At 65.7% G+C, this 17802-nt stretch carries 13 protein-coding genes and 1 pseudogene; 12 read left to right on the forward strand and 2 right to left on the reverse strand.

Annotation, left to right across the window (positions count from 1 at the left end; all coding sequences use genetic code 11):
- Positions 1–358: 358 nt before the first annotated feature.
- The gene (locus FDZ84_RS23890; RefSeq protein WP_246868376.1) at positions 359–2746 is read right to left on the reverse strand and encodes a LuxR C-terminal-related transcriptional regulator; all 2388 of its coding nucleotides are present in this window, start codon (positions 2744–2746) and stop codon (positions 359–361) included.
- 1000 nt (positions 2747–3746) lie between these two features.
- Between FDZ84_RS23890 and FDZ84_RS23895 the strand changes: the two genes are divergently transcribed.
- The 3 genes from FDZ84_RS23895 to FDZ84_RS23905 all read left to right on the forward strand — a co-directional run bounded on the left by FDZ84_RS23895 (position 3747) and on the right by FDZ84_RS23905 (position 7171).
- Positions 3747–4778 carry a sugar ABC transporter substrate-binding protein gene (locus FDZ84_RS23895; protein ID WP_168587717.1) on the forward strand — a complete coding sequence of 344 codons (1032 nt, stop codon included), beginning with the start codon at positions 3747–3749 and terminating at the stop codon, positions 4776–4778.
- 60 nt (positions 4779–4838) lie between these two features.
- Positions 4839–6356, forward strand: a complete 1518-nt coding sequence (locus FDZ84_RS23900) for a sugar ABC transporter ATP-binding protein (RefSeq protein ID WP_168587718.1) — start codon at positions 4839–4841, stop codon at positions 6354–6356.
- Positions 6357–6472: 116 nt separating this feature from the next.
- Positions 6473–7171, forward strand: a complete 699-nt coding sequence (locus FDZ84_RS23905) for a FadR/GntR family transcriptional regulator (protein WP_256413556.1) — start codon at positions 6473–6475, stop codon at positions 7169–7171.
- Positions 7172–7628: 457 nt separating this feature from the next.
- On the opposite strand, the gene FDZ84_RS23910 is transcribed toward FDZ84_RS23905, so the two are convergent.
- Entirely contained in the window at positions 7629–8480 is an 852-nt protein-coding gene (locus tag FDZ84_RS23910) for a xanthine dehydrogenase family protein subunit M (protein ID WP_168587720.1), read from the reverse strand.
- A gap of 182 nt (positions 8481–8662) precedes the next feature.
- On the opposite strand from FDZ84_RS23910, the gene FDZ84_RS23915 reads away from it, so the two are divergent.
- From FDZ84_RS23915 to FDZ84_RS23950, 9 genes and pseudogenes are all read left to right on the forward strand, one after another.
- Positions 8663–9688, forward strand: coding sequence for an ABC transporter permease (locus tag FDZ84_RS23915; RefSeq protein WP_168587721.1), 1026 nt, complete (start codon positions 8663–8665; stop codon positions 9686–9688).
- Entirely contained in the window at positions 9685–11082 is a 1398-nt protein-coding gene (hydA, locus tag FDZ84_RS23920) for a dihydropyrimidinase (RefSeq protein WP_168587722.1), read from the forward strand. Before FDZ84_RS23915 ends, hydA begins: the two co-directional genes overlap by 4 nt.
- The gene (locus FDZ84_RS23925) at positions 11075–11956 is read left to right on the forward strand and encodes a carbon-nitrogen hydrolase family protein (protein WP_168587723.1); all 882 of its coding nucleotides are present in this window, start codon (positions 11075–11077) and stop codon (positions 11954–11956) included. The genes hydA and FDZ84_RS23925 overlap by 8 nt, the downstream gene beginning before the upstream one ends.
- Before the next feature lie 19 nt (positions 11957–11975).
- Positions 11976–13664, forward strand: a complete 1689-nt coding sequence (locus FDZ84_RS23930; RefSeq protein WP_168587724.1) for a thiamine pyrophosphate-binding protein — start codon at positions 11976–11978, stop codon at positions 13662–13664.
- A gap of 22 nt (positions 13665–13686) precedes the next feature.
- A pseudogene (locus tag FDZ84_RS39205) lies at positions 13687–13851 on the forward strand ((2Fe-2S)-binding protein); the annotation flags it as partial.
- A 45-nt stretch (positions 13852–13896) separates the two neighbouring features.
- The gene (locus FDZ84_RS39210; protein WP_246869218.1) at positions 13897–14163 is read left to right on the forward strand and encodes a 2Fe-2S iron-sulfur cluster-binding protein; all 267 of its coding nucleotides are present in this window, start codon (positions 13897–13899) and stop codon (positions 14161–14163) included.
- Positions 14160–16529 carry a xanthine dehydrogenase family protein molybdopterin-binding subunit gene (locus FDZ84_RS23940; protein WP_168587726.1) on the forward strand — a complete coding sequence of 790 codons (2370 nt, stop codon included), beginning with the start codon at positions 14160–14162 and terminating at the stop codon, positions 16527–16529. Before FDZ84_RS39210 ends, FDZ84_RS23940 begins: the two co-directional genes overlap by 4 nt.
- On the forward strand, positions 16526–17188 hold the full coding sequence (locus FDZ84_RS23945; protein WP_168587727.1) for an SRPBCC family protein: 663 nt from the start codon (positions 16526–16528) through the stop codon (positions 17186–17188). Before FDZ84_RS23940 ends, FDZ84_RS23945 begins: the two co-directional genes overlap by 4 nt.
- On the forward strand, positions 17185–17766 hold the full coding sequence (locus FDZ84_RS23950) for an aldehyde dehydrogenase family protein (RefSeq protein ID WP_168587728.1): 582 nt from the start codon (positions 17185–17187) through the stop codon (positions 17764–17766). The genes FDZ84_RS23945 and FDZ84_RS23950 overlap by 4 nt, the downstream gene beginning before the upstream one ends.
- Positions 17767–17802 lie beyond the last annotated feature (36 nt).

The following is a 17802-nucleotide window of genomic DNA, read 5'->3' on the forward strand; positions in this document are numbered from 1 at the left end:
GCAGTTGATGCCGAAAGTTCTTGTATCCCAGTACACCTGGGAACTTTGACAACGCGCAGGCCCCTGCGTGCCAATCTCCCAAGCGGGGAGGCAACTTCCAAAGCTGGGTTCAAGTGGACCTTTGACAAGGTCATAGCGGTCAGCTCAAGCGCAAGTGCTTGTGCAACGCGTCGTTAGCCTACCCGAACCTGTACCGCTCGAAAAGTCATCGCTGCACGTCAAGCCACGTTCCGGTACTCGTTGATGAGTCCATTAAGGACCCGCGTATGTAGCAACGGGCGGGCATGGGCCTGCCCGCCCGCGGCGTTCTCGATCAGGGTGCGCATGGACGGGTGTTCCTCTCGAAAAAGCGGCGGCGTCAGTGGGGTTCCTGTTTGGTGATCCAGGCGGCAATTTGCGTCCGCCTGGTGAAGCCGAGCTTGGTCAGGATGTGGTCGACGTGGGAATCAGCGGTGCGGCGGGAAATCGACATTGTGGCAGCGATTTCTTTGTTGGTCTTGCCCTGTGCGACCAGCGCTGCGACTTCTCGCTCGCGTGGAGTAAGCATCGGGGTGGGCGATTCTTCGGTCGCGGAGCTTGTCGGGCTCCCGGCTTTGCTCGGATCGCGGGTTATCCATGCGATGGCCTCGTCGAAGTCGAGCAGTGTGGCGAGCTCAAAGGCTTCCTGGAACGTATCTTCGCCGAGTGAGCTGCGCGCTACTGCTTCGTAATGGTCGTGTAGGCGCGCGATGTGTTTGTGACCGGCGAGTGACGCATCGATGTTCTGCTTGATCTTGTGGGACACGCCGAACAAGGTCGCGGCCCGTGCCGCGTCACCGTCCGCGCTGGCTATGCAGGCCAGTATTTCGATACACAACGCGGTCCGGAAGTGCTCGTGGAAGTCCAGCTTCAGGCGCAGACTTTCCAGTTCTGCGGCTGTGGCTTGTTGATAATCGCCCGCAAGCAGTCCGGCTATTCCCTGCGCCCACAGGGCAAGCGACCGCATCCACTGTTCGCCATAGTTCTCCTCCAGGGCCGGGCATTCGCGGAACAGGGCCGCGGCGCGCTCATGATCGCCGAGGAAGGCGAGGGCCAATGCGAGCTCGATCTGGTCGTAGGCGACGGCAGCGTGATCGCCGATCAGCCGATGCCCGGCGAGAGCGTCCTCGAAGAGCGCGGCCGCCCGCGCAGGATCTTCGTTGTACAGAGCGGTGAGCCCCGAGATCTGCGCGACGTAGGCCGCCCCCGATTGGTCGCCCAGCTCCGCGGCCAACGCTCTTGCCTGATCGAGGAGGGCTGTCCCGGATGTCGCGTCGTTGAGTGCTAAATTCAAGTACCCGTTGACGTAAAGCGCTTTGACACGAACGGTATCTCGTTCCGCGGTGAGCGTCAGGAGGCGCTCCAGCCATCGACGTCCCTCGTAGACGAAGCCGCTGCTGAGCCAGAAAAATCGGAGGGAGGATGCGATCAGCAGACCTGCTTGCGCTTCGCCGGGCTCGGAAGCGGAGAATTCCAACGCTTCGCGCAGGTTTGCGTGCTCGGCTCGCAACCGGGCGAAGACCGTCGTGCGTCCGGCGCTGAACCATTCCGCCTCGGCCTGGGCGACGAGGTTCCGGTAGTAGTGAAGGTGTTTGCGACGGACCGTGGTGGTCTCACCGCGTTCGACGAGGCGGTCCCGGCCGTATTCGCGGAGCGTCTCCAGTAGCCGATAACGGGTCTTGTCCGGATGCCGTTCCGTGGTCACGATCGACTTGTCGATCAAGCCCCTGATCTGATTAAGCACCTCGTCGGTCCGGATGCCGTCGCCTGAACCGATTGCTTCGGCTGCCTCCAGGGCGAACCCTGAACCGCACACGGACAGCCGTGCCCACAGCACTTGTTCGGCGGCGGAGCACAGCCGGTAGCTCCAGTCGACCATGTCCTGCAGGGTCTGCTGGCGGGTCGGCGCCGTCCGGGTTCCGCCGGTCAGCAATCGAAAACGACGATCGAGCCGGACCGTGATCGTCTCGGCTGACATGAACCGAAGAGCGACTGCCGCAAGTTCGATCGCCAACGGAATGCCGTCCAGTTGTCGGCACAAACGCATGACGACGTGCGCGTTGTCCGCGGTGACGGTGAAAGCCGGATTCGCGGCTTGAGCTCGCTCCTGGAGTAGTGCGACCGCCGAGTACTGAAGGAGATTCTCCAGTTCCGGAGTTCCAACTCTCTCCGGGGGAACCGAGAACGGAGCCAACTCCATGACGGTCTCGCCGGCAATGCCCAAGGGTTGGCGACTGGTGGTCAGGATCCGCATCAGCGGGCACTGTTTGAGCAGCGAATGCGCGAGTTGCGCGCACCCATCGAGAACGTGCTCGCAGTTGTCCAGCAGAAGCAGCAGCGGGCGGTCGCGAAGATGTTCGGGAAGGTGCTCCAACGGCGTCACCCCGGACTGCTGTTGCAGGCCCAATGTGGCGGCTACGGTGTCGGCGACGAGTCGCGGGTCGTTGAGGTCGGCAAGCTCGATGATCCAGACACCGCCCGGGAACGACCGCCTCAGCAATGCGGCCGACCGCAACGCCAACCGGGTCTTGCCCACGCCGCCGACGCCTGTGATGGTCACCAACCGTGACGAGCTCAGGAATTTCTTGACGTCGGCCAACTCCCGCCAACGTCCCACGAAGCTCGTGAGTTCTATCGGAGGGCGTGCAGCGCTCCAGATGGGTACGGGAACCACCGTAATCGATTCAGTCCGTTCGGTAAAGCAACATATCAAGTCGATATACTGCACCTCTACACTATCCCAGTACTCGAATCCTTGGTCCACCAAAAGCCGAGCAGCGCGTGCGTCATTCCGCATCTGAAATTCGCTGCCTGGTCGTCGAGACCCATCAGAAGATTGCGAGCTTGCTGGGTCGTCCACGCTGCGTCGGGGACAAACGCGCTGCGATGGCAGTGCAGGTCGGTGTCGACGGATTCGCCCTGCTTCAGGCTGTTCACGGCGACCAGGCGCCGGTGTGGCGGCGGGAGATCCCCGCGGCCGTCATCCTGCGCACGGGTGGATCAAGCGGTACCACCGCACCCTCAACAACAGCGGGCAGGAGGTGGCGTGGGGGAGGAGAAAGACTGCCCGTCCAGGAGGGAACCAGTTCGCCTTGGACTCTCCTGTGGCCCCCCGCGGGTTCTCCCGGGCCAGGCGGACGACGAGCTTTTTGAGGGCGGCCTTGGTGGGCGGGCGCCGGCTCGGCTGCGTTGGGCGCTGCAATCCCGTCTGGTGGCGATGAGCTTGCGGTGCCAGGCGAACAGGGTTGCTGGGGTGACGGGAAGACCCTTGGCTGTATCGCGGCCCAAGAGCAGAGCTGGGACGGACAGCAGCTTCCGGGTCATGGCCAGCCCGATGAGCCCGATCAGGGCCGACGCCACCGAGGCCAGTTTGTCCGCGATCTCCAGCATCTGAACAGATTGGCGCGTCGTTACATGCGCGATGACTGCATCTTCGGCCGCGTCCGGGTGCCGACCGCTCCAGGCTCCATCGAGTCGAGCTTGAACGCTGTGTCGTAGCTCTGCGTATCGACCGCGCTGCCCCACAATCGGTATTACCAGTTTTGATGCGTCGGCGGACGATCTACGCAAAATTAGCTGCTACTGGCCAGATTGGTGGGGCGATGCGCCATTTCGACAATAATTGGTATGACAAGTCTGTTGACCGCTCTGACCTCGGTCGTCCATACTTCGTCCCCTAGCGAGGAGGCGAGACCGCTGTGCGGTCTTCGGAACCGGAGGTGAAAGTGGTGCGCAAGGTGCTCATCGCGTGTGGGGCAGCGGCTGTCCTGCTTCTGGCCGGATGTGCGGGGCCGGGGACGGACAGCGGCCACAAGATCAAGGTTGGGCTGGTGACCCAGGCTTGGGACAACCCGGCCATCAAGGACATGTCGGAGGCAGCCGAGGCCGCGGCAGCCGCAAAAGGAAACATTGAGCTGCTCTCTCAAGACAGCCGGGACATGCAGGACATGGTCACCAAGCTGCAGGCGATGATCGGCCGAGGCGTTAAGGCACTTGGCATCGAACCGTGGGACAAACAGCAGATCATGCCGATCCTGACGCAGGCGAAGGCCGCAGGTATCCCGGTTTTCATCCTGCAGTCGGAGATCGAGGGCGCGCAAAACCGTGGCTTGGTCGTGACCTCCATCATCGGAGACGAGACGGAAGGCGGCAAGGTTGCGGGCACCTGGCTCGGCCACCACCTAAGCGGTGCGGCGAAAGTCGCCGTTCTCGAGGGTGCCCCTGCTGACACGCCCGGCATCGAGCGCGCGAATGGGTTCGAGCAGGGGCTGGCTGCAGCCAACCCGGGGGCGACTGTCGTCGCCCGCCAGCCGGCAGACTGGGCACGCGACAAAGCTCTGCGCGTGATGACGGACATCCTGACCGCCCACCCCGACATAGACGCGGTGTTCGCCGACAACGACGAGATGGCGTTCGGTGCGATCTCGGCGCTCGAGACCCGCAATCTGAAGGGAATGGTACCCGTCATCGGCTACAACGGGACCTGCATCGGCCTCCGGGCCACCTACCAAGGCACGTTCGTCGCCAGCGGGATCCTCTTTCTGGACCACGTCGGTTCGGAGTTCATCAACTCGGTCGTCGCCCGCCTCGACGGGCAAGGCGTCCCGGAGAAGGTCGAGCCACCGATCACCCTGCTCACCACCGACCAGGTCAAAGAGATCTCGGGCGGCGCCAAGTCGGTCGACGTCAACGGAAAACCGTTCAATGTCGACGATGCCCTTGCCAAGCGCGTGAATGACGCTGTGGCCGGCCGCTGCTGACTACGCGACGGGAGTTTCGTGATGATCCATGCTACCGAACCGACGTCAGTGAGCCGGACAGTGCTGGCGGCCCAACAGGTCGCCAAGAGCTACGGCGGTGTCTACGCGCTGCGGGATGCCGACCTCACGGTCGCCTCCGGAGAGGTCCACGCGCTGCTGGGTGAGAATGGCGCTGGCAAGTCGACGCTCGTGAAGATCCTGACGGGGGTTCACTCCCCGGACCACGGGAAAGTTCTGATCGACGGCGAGCCGGTTTCGTTCCAGTCGCCGCTCCATGCCGAGCGCCTGGGCATCCACGCCATCCATCAGCACCTGGCCCTGGTGCGAGGTCTGAGCATCGTCGACAACTTCCTGCTGGGACGAACCGAAGCCGGCGAACGCGCCAGGCACTTCGGCTTCCTCAGCAGGCGCGAGGCCGCTCAGGTTGTCGAGCAGGCTGTGGCATCGGTGGGACTTCGTGTCGATCCGTTCACGAAGATCTCGCAGCTCTCCTTGCCGCAGGCGCAGCTAGTCCAGATCGCGCGGGCGCTGACTGCCGAGGCCAAGGTTCTCGTACTGGATGAGCCGACTGCAGCACTGACTCCTGCTGATCGGGACAACCTGTTCGAGAAGCTCGATCGGCTCCGCGGCGACGGCGTCGGGCTGGTCTATATCAGCCACCGTCTCGACGAGATCACCGCGCTCTGCGACCGTGCGACCATCCTTCGGGACGGCCGGATCGTTCGCGAGATGGCAAAGGACGAGTTGAGCGTCGACGCCATGATCGAGGCAATGCTGGATCGGCCCGTCCAGCAGTTGTACCCGCCCCGTGTGGCCAGCCCGACCGAGGTGCCCGTTCTCCAGGTCGAGGGTCTGAGAGTCACGGGGCAGCCGCCCGTCAGCTTCATCGTCAACGGCGGTGAGGTTGTCGGCCTCACTGGTCTAGTGGATGCCGGAATGGTTCCTGTAGCGGAAGCCCTGTGCGGCAGCCGTCGGGCAGAAGCGGGCGCGGTGTCCGTAGATGGATCCACCGCCTTGCCTCGCACCGCACTCGATGGGATGCGGCACGGCATTGCACTAGTTCCGGCTGACCGCTCAGAAGCGCTGATCGCCGGCCTGAGCATCGCCGAGAACCTGGCGCTGACCTACTCGAGCCGGGCACAGATTGCCTCCCGCACCGGACGCCGGCTGCGGTGGATGTCGCGCCGCCGGACGAAGGCCAACGCGGTGCGGGCGATCGATCGGTTCACGGTCGACCCGCGACGCCCGGAACTTTCTGCTGGTTCCCTGAGCGGGGGGAACCAGCAGAAGATCGTCCTCGCCAAAGCAGTCTCGTTGTCCCCCCGCGTGCTGGTGCTTATAGAGCCCACCGCGGGCGTCGACGTAGGGAGCCGGGCACAGATCTACCAACTTCTGCGCGAAATCGCCTCTCAGGGCGTTGCGGTGCTCTTGGTGAGCTCGGACATGCAGGAGGTCTGCGGGTTGAGCGACCGGGTGTGCGTGTTCCGTGCCGGCGCGATAGCAAAGGAGATCCCCGGTCAAACGACTGAGCGGGAAATCATGGGTCACGCGACACGGCCCCTGGCCGGTGCCAGATGAGTGATGGCGGTGATCTGGGCGGGGATGGCTACCCGGCAACTCCACGGTTTGTTGCCACGAGCGGTCGTCGGCCGCCCGCCGCATCACCGCGTCCACGCCTCGGTATGCTCCGGCCTATGGCAGGCCCACTACACGATGTTCGTGATCATGTCGTGTCGATGATCGTGGCGGGCGAACTGCTTCCCGGAGCCGCCCTCCCCGCCGAACGGGAGCTCGCGATCCGTCTCGGGGTCTCCCGCCCGCTGGTGCGTGAAGCCCTGCGGAGCCTCGAAGCCGTGAACATCGTCGAGTCCCGTCGCGGCGCTGGAACCTACGTCACGGATCTGACCCCGGAGCTCCTGCTCGCTCCGCTGACCTACGCGTTCCGGCTGGTGCACGGGTCGTACCTCGACCTCTTCCAGGTCAGGCGGTTCCTCGAGCCAGCGGCGGCCGCGGAGGCAGCCAGCACGGTCAAGGAAGACAGTCTGGTCGAGATGGACGAGCTGCTCAAGGCCCTCGACGAGCCCGATGAGGACACGTTCCCGGAGAACGACCTGGCCTTCCATGAATGGATCGTCCGGCAGACCGGGAACCCACTGCTCCTCAGCATCATCAGAGGCATTCGCGACCTAGAGTTCACGGTCCTCGAGGTGACCGCGGCGAACACGGTCAATCGCGAGCAGTCGCAGATCGAGCACCGCGCCATTGGGAAGGCAATCCGCGAGGGCGATCCGGAACGCGCCAAGGCGGCGATGCTTCTCCACCTCGCCCGGGTCGAAGATCAGGTCCGTAGTTCCGGCACCGAGCGCCCGGCCTCGGCCGGCGAAGCGCACTGAAGAGCCGATCAGGTTGATCCGGCCGCATTTGGGTTCGATCCACCGGTGGTTTTGGGTAACGGTTCGGTGGTGAGAAGGCGAGATGCCCTCTTGAGCTGGGACGATTGATCTTACTGATCCATCCGTCCTAGTGAGAGGGCATCTTCTCATAGTCCGGCGCGGCTGGGCGCGGTGTTTGATGATCCGAATCTGGTCGCGGATGCCGGGCTGGTGCCGGTGGTGCGGCTGGCGGAACGGGCCCGGCTTGGTGAGTTGGTCATCGCCGCGGTGTGGCTGAGCGAGGGCAAAGCGGCCGATGTGCGTGGCGAAGCCCGGTTCGTCGCCGAGTCCTTGGCCGCCGCCGACCAAGCCGGATGTGCCGGGATGCGGATCGTGTGGGCGGATTCGAAGTTCTACACCGCTGATGTGGTCGCAGCCTGCCGTCGGCGCGGGGCGTATTCTTCGCTGTCGACCGGCATCAGTCGACGACGACCCCGGCAGCGCCTAACGCACGCGCCACCATGTGGCCGCCCATTGCCCTCTTCTCGGAGGTGACGGTGCCGATCGCGTCGAAGTCGTTGCCAACCGCCTCATCGAACACCCCTCGCGCCACCCGTTCGGTGGACGCGGTGAGGAGCGTCTCGAGGCTGGGCAGCCGGAACGGCCGATCCGCCACGCCGAAAGCAACTGCGCGCCCGCGTTCCTGAGCGCCCTCGGCCGGCAGAGTCAACGCCGCCCCTGCCTCTGCGAAGTCGCCGTGTCGGGGCGCGAACTCCTCAAAGCCCCATCGGCCGCCGGCGTTAGGAACCTCGAAGTCCAGCCGGGTGAGGATCTCGTCCTCCTCGATGGCCGTACTTAGATAGCCGATGAAGAAGTCGCCGGCATTCTCGACACGGCCACCGCGAACGGACCTCAGCGTGATCCGGGCGTCCGCCAGGACCATCGCCGCCGCTATTTCCGCGGACGGGTCTGCGTGCACCACGCTGCCGCCGATCGTGCCCCGCGAACGGATCTGGACGTGGCCCACCCAGCTCGCTGCTGCGGACAGCAACGGCCAGGCGTCGCGCACCGCGGGTGAGCGTGCGATCCAGCCAGTCGTGGTCGTTGCCCCCAGGCTGAAACTCTGGTCGTTGACAGTCCGCTCGGACAGCTCTGCGACGTTGCCGATGTCCACCAACACCGGCGGACGAACGAGGCGGTAATTCAACATCGGGATGAGGCTCTGACCCCCCGCGAGCACCTTGCCGCCTTCTTCTGCGCACTCCGCAAGATCATCGAGCGCCAGCTTGAGGGTGGTCGGTGCGCGATACAGGAACGGCGACGGTTTCATGCCCCATGACGGTACTCGTTGGACTGACCAGTGTCACGATTTTGGGCCCATTCTTTGCGAATCTGGCCGTAATTTGATCACAAAGCCAAGAATCGGTAAGGCCAATTTCTTGACGAAGGGAACCTTGCCGTGGTCCTATGCAGGCCCCACCCGGACGTGCACACCCCAGTAAGGAGGAGCTGGTGAGCGCTACCCAACTGCCACCGACGCAGTCAGTCGAATCGACCTCGGCACCCGCTCAGAAGCGCCGCCCCGTCTGGTTACGCGTCGTCGCGTCGCCGATTGCCGGAACCTCCATGGCGTTGATCGCGGTCTGCTGCGTCTTGTCGGCCATCGCGCCAGACTTCGCCACCGTCGGGAACGTCCTCAACGTCCTGCTCGCGGCGTCGACGCTGACGATCCTGGCCTGTGGTCTGACCGTTGCTCTGATCGCAGGCGAGATCGACCTCTCGGTCGGCTCGGTCGAAGCGCTGACGGGTTCGGCGGCTGCGGTCATGATCGTGGCCTACGGCATTCCGTGGCCGCTGGCCATCGTCGGCGGCATCGCCGTCGGCGCTGCGACCGGACTCGTGAACGGCATCGTCGCCACGAGGTTCTCGGTTCCCTCATTCGTCGCATCACTCGCCATGCTGAGCGTTGCCAGTGGTGCGGCCAACCTGTTGACCAACGGCACCTCGGTGTTCGGCCTCGGTAGCCAGTTCGGCTACCTCGGCACTGGAAAGGTCCTCAGCATTCCGGTCCCGGTTGTCATCGCCGGCGTCGTGGCGCTCGGCCTGGCGGTCACGCTCCGCAAGACCACCTTCGGCCTCGACGTCTACGCCGTCGGCGGCAACCGCGAGGCAGCACGCCTTTCCGGCGTCAGCATCTCCAGTGTCAAGGTCCGAGTGCTGGTCCTCAGTGGCGCGCTCGCCGGTCTGGCCGGCCTCATCATCGCTGCGCGACTCGACTCCGGCTCGGGCACCGTCGGTACCCAGGACCTGATGGCAGCCATTGCGGCAGTCGTCATCGGCGGCACCTCCCTCAACGGAGGAATCGGCAGCATCGGTGGCTCCGTCGTCGGAGCGCTGCTCATCGCGACCATCCAGAACGGCCTGGTCCTCATGGACATCACCGCGTTCTGGCAACAGGTCGCCATCGGCTCACTCATCCTCATCGCCGCCCTGCTCGAGCGGCTGTCGAAACTGACCATCGGAGGCAAGCCAGCATGACCACGCACCAGCAGCACGACCTCGTCATTCGCGGCGGCACTGTCGTCAACGCCGACGAGATGGCCGTCGGCGATGTCGCCGTCCGCGGGGGCAAGGTCGTCCAGGTCGGCATCGTCGACGGCTCTGGTGCCGACGAAGTCGACGCCACGGGTTGTCTCGTGGTTCCGGGCGCCATCGACGTCCACACTCACTTCCACCACTGGGTGGGCTACGTCGGCTCGCACAACGCCGACGACTACGACTCCGGCACCCGTGCCGCAGCCGCGGGTGGCATCACCACCATCGTCAACTACGCCTTCCAGGAGGAAGGCGAAACGCTGATGACCGCTATCGAGCGCGACCTCGAGCTGGCGAAGACGACCGCGAACATCGACTACGGCCTCCACGTCGTCGTCACGGACAACGCCGAGAAGGCCGTCGCCGAGTTCCCCCAGGTCGTCAAGGCCGGTGTGACCAGCGTCAAGGTGTTCGGTGCAGTCTCCGGGTTTCAGCTGCCCGACGCCGGCATCCTCGAGGTACTCCGGGCGGCCCGCGACGCCGGCATGATCGTCAACGTCCACGCCGAGGACGGCGCACTCATCGACTTCCTCACCCGCACGTTCGAACAGCGCGGTGACCTCGGAGTCGAGTTCCTGCCCCAGGCGAGGCCGCCTCAGGCGGAGGCGATCGCCACTCGCAAGATTGCAGAGTACGCGGCGCTCCTCGAAGCGCCCGTGTACTTCGTGCACCTGAGCACCGCAGGAGCACTCGAGGCCGTCCGCGATGCCCGCAAGAAGTTCGACCAGATCTTTGTCGAGACGCGTCCGGTGTACCTGTTCCTGGAGCAGAGCGTCTACGAACTGCCGAACAAGGAGGGCAACAAGTACGTCTGCCTCCCGCCCATCCGATCCAACACCGATTCCGAGGCGCTGTGGGAGGGTCTCCAGGCTGGCGAGATCCAGACCTATGCGACCGACCACGCTCCTTGGAAGGCCGAGCAGAAACTTGCCGAAGCGCCGTTCTGGCGGATCCCCGCCGGCGTCTCGAACCTTCAGACCAGCGTACCGATGCTGTTCTCCGAGGGAGTGCAAAAGGGCAAACTCGACGCCTGCCAATTCGTGGCGCTCACCTCCACCAACCCGGCCAAGCTTTTTGGCATGCATCCCGCAAAGGGGGTGATCGCGCCGGGTGCAGACGCCGACATCGCGGTGATCGACCCCGCGGACGTCCGCCGGCTCACCGTCGGCGAGATGCACTCCAATGCCGACTACGATCCGTACGAGGGGTATGAGTGCCACGGCTGGCCGCGACTGGTCTTCTCACGCGGCGACCTGGTCGCCGAGCGCGGCAACGCCCTGCACAGCCCGGGACGCGGCAAGTACATCCGCCGGGACACCAACAACTACGATGTCTGAGACGCTCGCCAACGACACCACCGTGGGCGTCGTTCAAACCCCCGCGGGTGGCATCGAACCGTCGGCCGTTCTCGACCTCGGGCGCACCCTCAGGCGGCACGACCTGCTCGTCTTCCCCGAGATGGCGAACACGCCGTACTTTCCCCTGGCCGGCGTCGACCCACGGTACGTGCCGGGGCGGCAGGCGTTACCGCTGGAGCAGGTCCTCGACCCTTACCAGGTCCTGGCCAGGCGCTTGGCAAGCAACATGGTCGTTGGGGTGTGCTTCACCGATGGTCGGCGCCTCCGCAACGCGGCGGTCGTGCTCGACCGGCAAGGCGGCCTGGTCGAAGGCAAAGGCATCACCACCGGCAACTTCCGCGCCGTCTACGACAAGACACACCTGTGCAACGTGCGTGGCTACGGGTCGACGTTCGTCGAGGACGACCATTTCCACGCCGGGCCCGAGCTGCTGACCTGGGACCTCGACTTCGCCCGCATCGGCGTGCTCATCTGCTACGACCGGCATTTCCCCGGCGCGTGGGCGACGCTCACGGCGAACTCGGTCGATATCGTCGCCGTCCCCACCGCATCGCCCGAGGGGACGAAACCGATATTCGCAGCCGAGATGCAAGCCATGGCGCTCCAGCAGAGTGTCCTCGTGGCAGTCGCCAACCGGCACGGACGTGAAGCCCTCGGCATGAGCGACGTCAGCTACCTCGGCCAGTCCATGGTCATCGGGCCTGACGGACGCATCATCCAGATCGCCGGCACTGGATCGGCGAGCACGGCGACCGGGACCTTCGCGGGGACCGCGGTCGCAACCACGGCCCGCGCCATGGGCATGCGCGGCGCACAACGACCGGACCTCTACACGTACCGCCCGACGAGCTGAACGAGGAGGCACAGCGAACATGACCAACACCCGAGTCGCCGACATTATCGGTCAGATCCTCGCGGACCAGGGGATTGACACCTTTTTCATGCTCACCGGTGGCGACCCCGCCTTGTGGACCGCGTTTCAGCAACGCGGGATCCGGATGATCCCCTGCCGTAGCGAGCAGGGCGCCGTATACATGGCCGACGGCTACGCGCGCATCACCGGTCGGCCGACCTTCGTCTACGGCCAGCACGGCCCCGGATCCGCGAACGTCGCCGCAGCCTTGGCCGACGCGTACTGGGCCATGAGTCCCGTCGTTTCCCTCACGAGCTCCGTGCCAGCCGCCACCCGCGACCGTCACGAGTACCAGCTGCTCGACCAGCTCGCGCTCCACCAGCCCGTGACCCACTGGGCAGGCGAGGCCCGCCAGGGCGACCATGTCCGGCGCATGCTCCTGCGCGCGATGCACGAGGCGGTCTGCGCGCCCGGCCCGACGCACCTCGACGTGCCCCGGGACGTGATTGGTGAGACGACTGGGCCGGAGGCCGCCACCGCGGCGCCGACGACCCGGCTGACCGCCCCGATGTATCGGCCGCTTCCGTCCGCGGACGTGATCAACTCAATGGTTGACGCGCTGGCCTCCTCCCGCCGCCTGGTGATCCTTGCCGGGTCCGGCGCACGCGTCTCTGGAGTCAGCCACGAGATCGCCGAGCTGGCCGATCTCCTCCAGGCCCCGGTTGTGACCTCGATCGGCGGTAAGGGCACCATCGCCGACAGTCACCGGCTCAGCGCCGGCGTCGTCGGCCGGTATGCGGCACCGATCTCCAACCGGATCGCTCAGGAGGCAGACCAGGTGCTGGTTCTGGGCAGCCGCACCGGATCGGTGACCAGCGACTCCTTCACCCTGTTCGAGGACGTCCGTCTGATCCGCGTCGATACCGCCACCGGCTCCCTCGACCCGGCGGCCGATCTCAACGTGCTCGGCGATGTGAAGGCCACCGTCGCCGCCCTGGTCGAGGCGCTCGCCGCCCACGCAGAACGCGCCACGGCCCTTCGCGACCACGCATGGGTGGCCCAGTGTGCCGACGCCGTCGCCACGTGGCGAGCGTGCTCCCTGAACACCACCAACACCAGCACCGAGCACATGCACCCCCGCGAGGTCGTCTCGACGATCGCGGCCGCGCTGGACGGCACGGACGTCGTCGTCGCGGACACCGGCTACATGGCCGCATGGGCAGGCGTGCTCTACCCGCAGCGGACGACGGGCGCGACCTTCCTCCGTGCCGCCGGCTCGCTCGGCTGGGCCATCCCGGGCGCCCTCGGCGCGCAACTCGCCGCACCGGATCGGCGGGTCGTGTGCATCACCGGAGACGGAGGCGCCGGCTACAACCTCACCGAGCTAGAGACGGCCGCTCGCGTGGGCATCCCGGCCACGATCGTGGTCATGAACAACGGCACCCTGGCCTTCGAGTACCACCTGCAGAAGTATGTCGAGGGCAACATCATCCCCGAGATCAACGACTTCGGTGACGTGAGTTACTCCGATGCGGCATCCGCCCTCGGTGCCCGCGGCGTCACCGTGCGGACGCCCGCCGAGCTTGCGCACGCGCTGAGGGAGGCGGACGCGAGCCGCGCTCCGACGCTGATCGATGCACGGATCGACCCCGAGGCGATCGCACCCGTGACCTCGTACGCTGCGCGCATGCCGATGCCGGGCGCGTGAGTGGGAAAGGGTGGGCAGCGGAATGAGAATCACCGTCGAGGTCAACGGACTCACACGCGAGTCGAACGTGGAGCCGCGAACCCTCCTCTCGGACTACCTTCGGCATGAGCTTGGGCTCACGGGTACTCATGTCGGCTGCGAGCACGGCGTTTGCGGCGCGTGCACTGTCCTCGTCGACGGTGAGGCAGTTCGTTCGTGTCTCACTCTCGCGGTGCAGATGTCAGGCCGGTCAGTGCGAACCGTCGAGGACTTGGTACCGCCCGGGCAGGACCTGAACGACATCCAGGTGGCGTTCCGGAAGCACCACGCTCTCCAGTGCGGGTTCTGCACGCCGGGGATCCTCATGTCGCTGACCGCCGAACAGAACCGTCCTGCCCCATGCCGGGCGGACGCACTGGACAGCGTGCGGGGACACATCTGCCGGTGTACCGGATACCGGGGTATCAAGCGCGTCGTCGAAGAGATCTTCGCCGAGTCCGATGCGGAGAACACGCCATGACGGGAACAACCGCAGGTAAAGGGACCGGCAAGCCGATGGAGCGGGTCGAGGATGAACGCCTGCTGCGCGGTCTAGGAACCTACGTCGACGACCTGACCATGCCCGGGACCCTGCACGCCTACTTCGTCCGATCGGTGCACGCCAACGCCCGAATCACCTCGATCGACGTCGAGCAGGCCAGGCGGCTCAGCGGCGTCCACGCCGTGTGGACCGGGCACGATCTCGGTGAGCTCAACGGCCCGTTGCCATTGCTCGGCCCACACCCGGACCTCATCGCGCCGCGGACGCAACTGCCCCTGGCTGTGGACCGAGTGCGGTACGTCGGCGAGGCAATCGTCATGGTCATCGCCGAGAGCCGGTATCGGGCCGAGGATGCGGCCGAACTCGTAGAGATCCACTACGAGCCACTCCCCGCCGTGGTCGAGTTCACAGACGCCGACCGTGGAATGGTTCACGACGACATCGCTGACAACGTTGCGGCCGTGGTCCACCAGTCTCGAGGCGACGTTGACACCGCGCTGGCCTCCGCGCCGCACAAGCTCACCGTCGACCTGGAGATCGAGCGCAGCGGCGGCATGCCCATGGAAGGCCGGGGGGTGCACGCCAAGTGGGACCGGCGTACCCGCCGCCTGCACGTGTCCGACTCGACCCAGTCACACGTGGCCATCCGGCAAGGGCTTAGCCGGATCCTCGACCTCCCGCTCGACCAACTGGAGGTTGTCGCACCGGACGTCGGCGGCGGCTTCGGCACCAAGATCATGCTGTTCTACCCCGAGGAGGTGCTCGTCCCGCTCGCGGCCATGCGCCTCGAGGCAACCGTGGCCTGGACCGAGGACAGGTACGAGCACTTCATCAGCGCCAATCAGGAACGCGGTCAGGTTCACCGGGCCACGGTGGGCTATGACGACGACGGCAAGCTACTGGCGGTACGAACCGCGTTCGTCCATGACACCGGCGCCTACATCCCCTACGGGATCGCGGTGCCAGCCGTCACCGGAACGCACCTGCCCGGCCAGTACCACGTTCCGAACTATGAGTTCACCGGTCAGGTCGTCTACACCAACAAGCCGCCCGTCAGCCCGTACCGCGGCGCCGGCCGCCCACAGGGCGTGTTCGTGATGGAGCGGCTCATCAGCGCCATGGCGAAGTCACTGGGCCTCGAGCCCAGCGAAGTCCGTCGCCGCAATTTCATCCCGGATGACGCGTTCCCCTACGATACCGGCCTCGACCTGCACGACGGGAGTCGCGCGATCTACGACAGCGGCCGGTACGCCGAAGGCTTCCAGCTCGCGATGAGCCACGCCGACCTGACCGCTTTCCGCGCCCGGCAGAAGCAGCACCGAAGCGAGGGACGATTCACCGGAATCGGGTCGGCAACCTATGTCGAGGGTACCGGCGTCGGCCCGTACGAAGGCTGCACCGCCGCGCTCAACCCGAACGGCCGGATCGTCGTCGACGTGTCCGTACCCTCCCAGGGACAGGGACACGCGACCACGTTCGCCCAGTTGGCCTCGGACGTCCTCAGCTGCGATCCCGCCAGCGTTGTCGTTCGGGCGACATCAGGCGGCGCTGGCGCAGTGGGCCACGGAACTTTCGGCAGTCGCGCCGCCGTGATGGCCGGCAACGCCGTGGCCGCGGCGGCCACGAACCTGCGCCGGCAGATCCTCGCCACCGCAGCAGAGTTCTTTGAGTGCTCCGCCGAAGACCTGTCCATCGACGACGGATTCGTCCAGGTCACAGGGACCGGCGCGCGCATCTCTCTGGCAGACCTCGCCACTGGAGTCAACCCGATCCGGTACCCGGCCGTACCTGCGACATCAACGCCGTGGACCGGTGGCAGCGCGCCGCCGATCGCCCTGGCAGCTACTGAATACTTCTGCAACCGGCAGTGGGTGTTCGGCTTCGGCGCCCACGTCGCCGAGGTGGAAGTCGACATCGCCACTGGCAAGACGACCCTGCTCAACTACGTCGTCGTCCACGACTGTGGCCGGGTGCTCAACCCGCTCGTCGTCGACGGCCAGATCCTGGGCGGGCTCGTCCAAGGCATCGGTGGCGCGCTCCTGGAGCTCCTCGCCTTCGACGCCGCCGGCCAGCCCACCACGACCAGCTTCCTCAACTTCCGGCTGCCCACCATCGACGACCTGCCGCCCCTCGTCCTGGACGAGATGCAGACTCCGTCGCCGTGGAACCCGCTGGGTATCAAGGGCACGGGAGAGGCGGGAATCATCCCGGTCGCAGCTGCGATCGCCGAAGCGATCGAAGACGCACTCGAACCCCTCGGGGTGTCCGTGACCCGAATGCCGATGACCCCGGAACGGATGCGGCACCTCATCGCGACAACGACCACTCAACAGAAGGAATCGTGACCGTGGAGCTCATGCACGAGTTCGACATCGCCGCGCCACCGGATACCGTCTTCGACTTCCTGCTCGATGCGCCGAGCGTCGTCACCTGCGTCCCCGGCGTCACCATCGACGAGGTCGTCGACGAGTCGACGTTCGAGGGGAGCCTCAAGGTCAAGGTCGGTCCCGTGACGGTGCGCTACCGGGGAAGCGGCTACATCACAGCCGTTGACAGAGACAAGCGGGTCGCCACAATCCGTGCCGAAGGCGAAGAACAAGGAGCAGCCGGCACGGTAGCGGCCACGATGGAGATGTCGGTGGTCGAAGTCGAGCGGCAGTCGCGCGTCACCATCCGCACCGACCTCGCGATCGTCGGCCGAGTCGCCACGATGGGCCGTGGAGTGCTCCAACAGGTCAGCAACCAGCTGGTCGGCCAGGCAGCCCGGAAGATCGAGAGCCGAGTCCTGTGCTCTGAACAGGGACCATCCACCGGGGTCGACGCGCAGGCACCGGCGGCGAGGTCCGTTGCTGCTGTGCCCTCCTCATCACCTGGCAGTACCGAACTTGCTGTCGGCGCCCTCCTCAAGGGGGTGGTCGTGAGCTGGCTGCTCAAGACCTGCAGCAAGTTGCTGTTCAACGTCGAGCGGTTCGCCGCCCGTACCCGCGAAAGGATCGATGGATGAGCCTGACCGCGATGCACTGGATCGACGGAGCGCTGTTCGAAGGTCATGGCACGAGGGGGATGCCGATCCTGAACCCGGCGAGTGGAACCTCCACCGGTCAGCTGCGCCTCGCCGATGGCGCCGACGTTGACGACGCGGTCGCATCGGCTGCGGCGGCCTTCCCGGCTTGGCGAGACACGTCGCTCGCGAGGCGGACCTCGGTCCTGTTCGCCTTCCGCGAGCTGCTCAACGAGCGCAAGGGACAGCTCGCGGAGATCATTACGCGCGAACATGGCAAGGTCCTCAGCGATGCGATGGGTGAGGTCGCCCGGGGCCAGGAGGTCGTCGAATTCGCCTGCGGGGCACCGCACCTGCTCAAGGGCAGCTGCACGATCAACGCGAGCACGCGGGTCGACGCACAGTCTAAAGGCGCCGAGTGCGTCGTTGTGGGTCTTCGCGCCGGTGCTGGCGGTCGTCGAACTCGAGCACCTCGACTCCGACCTGCTGCTGCGCCTGGGCGCCGCCCACAGCGCCCGCACCCACTGAAACGGACGACCGGACCCGGCCCGTTGACCAAAGCACTGCGCGCTTCCCAGTGATCGTGGGCCCAACCAAGAAGTGTTGCGCCAGCTTGG

The sequence above is a fragment of the Saccharopolyspora sp. ASAGF58 genome, from assembly GCF_012277335.1.
Taxonomy (GTDB): domain Bacteria; phylum Actinomycetota; class Actinomycetes; order Mycobacteriales; family Pseudonocardiaceae; genus Saccharopolyspora; species Saccharopolyspora hattusasensis.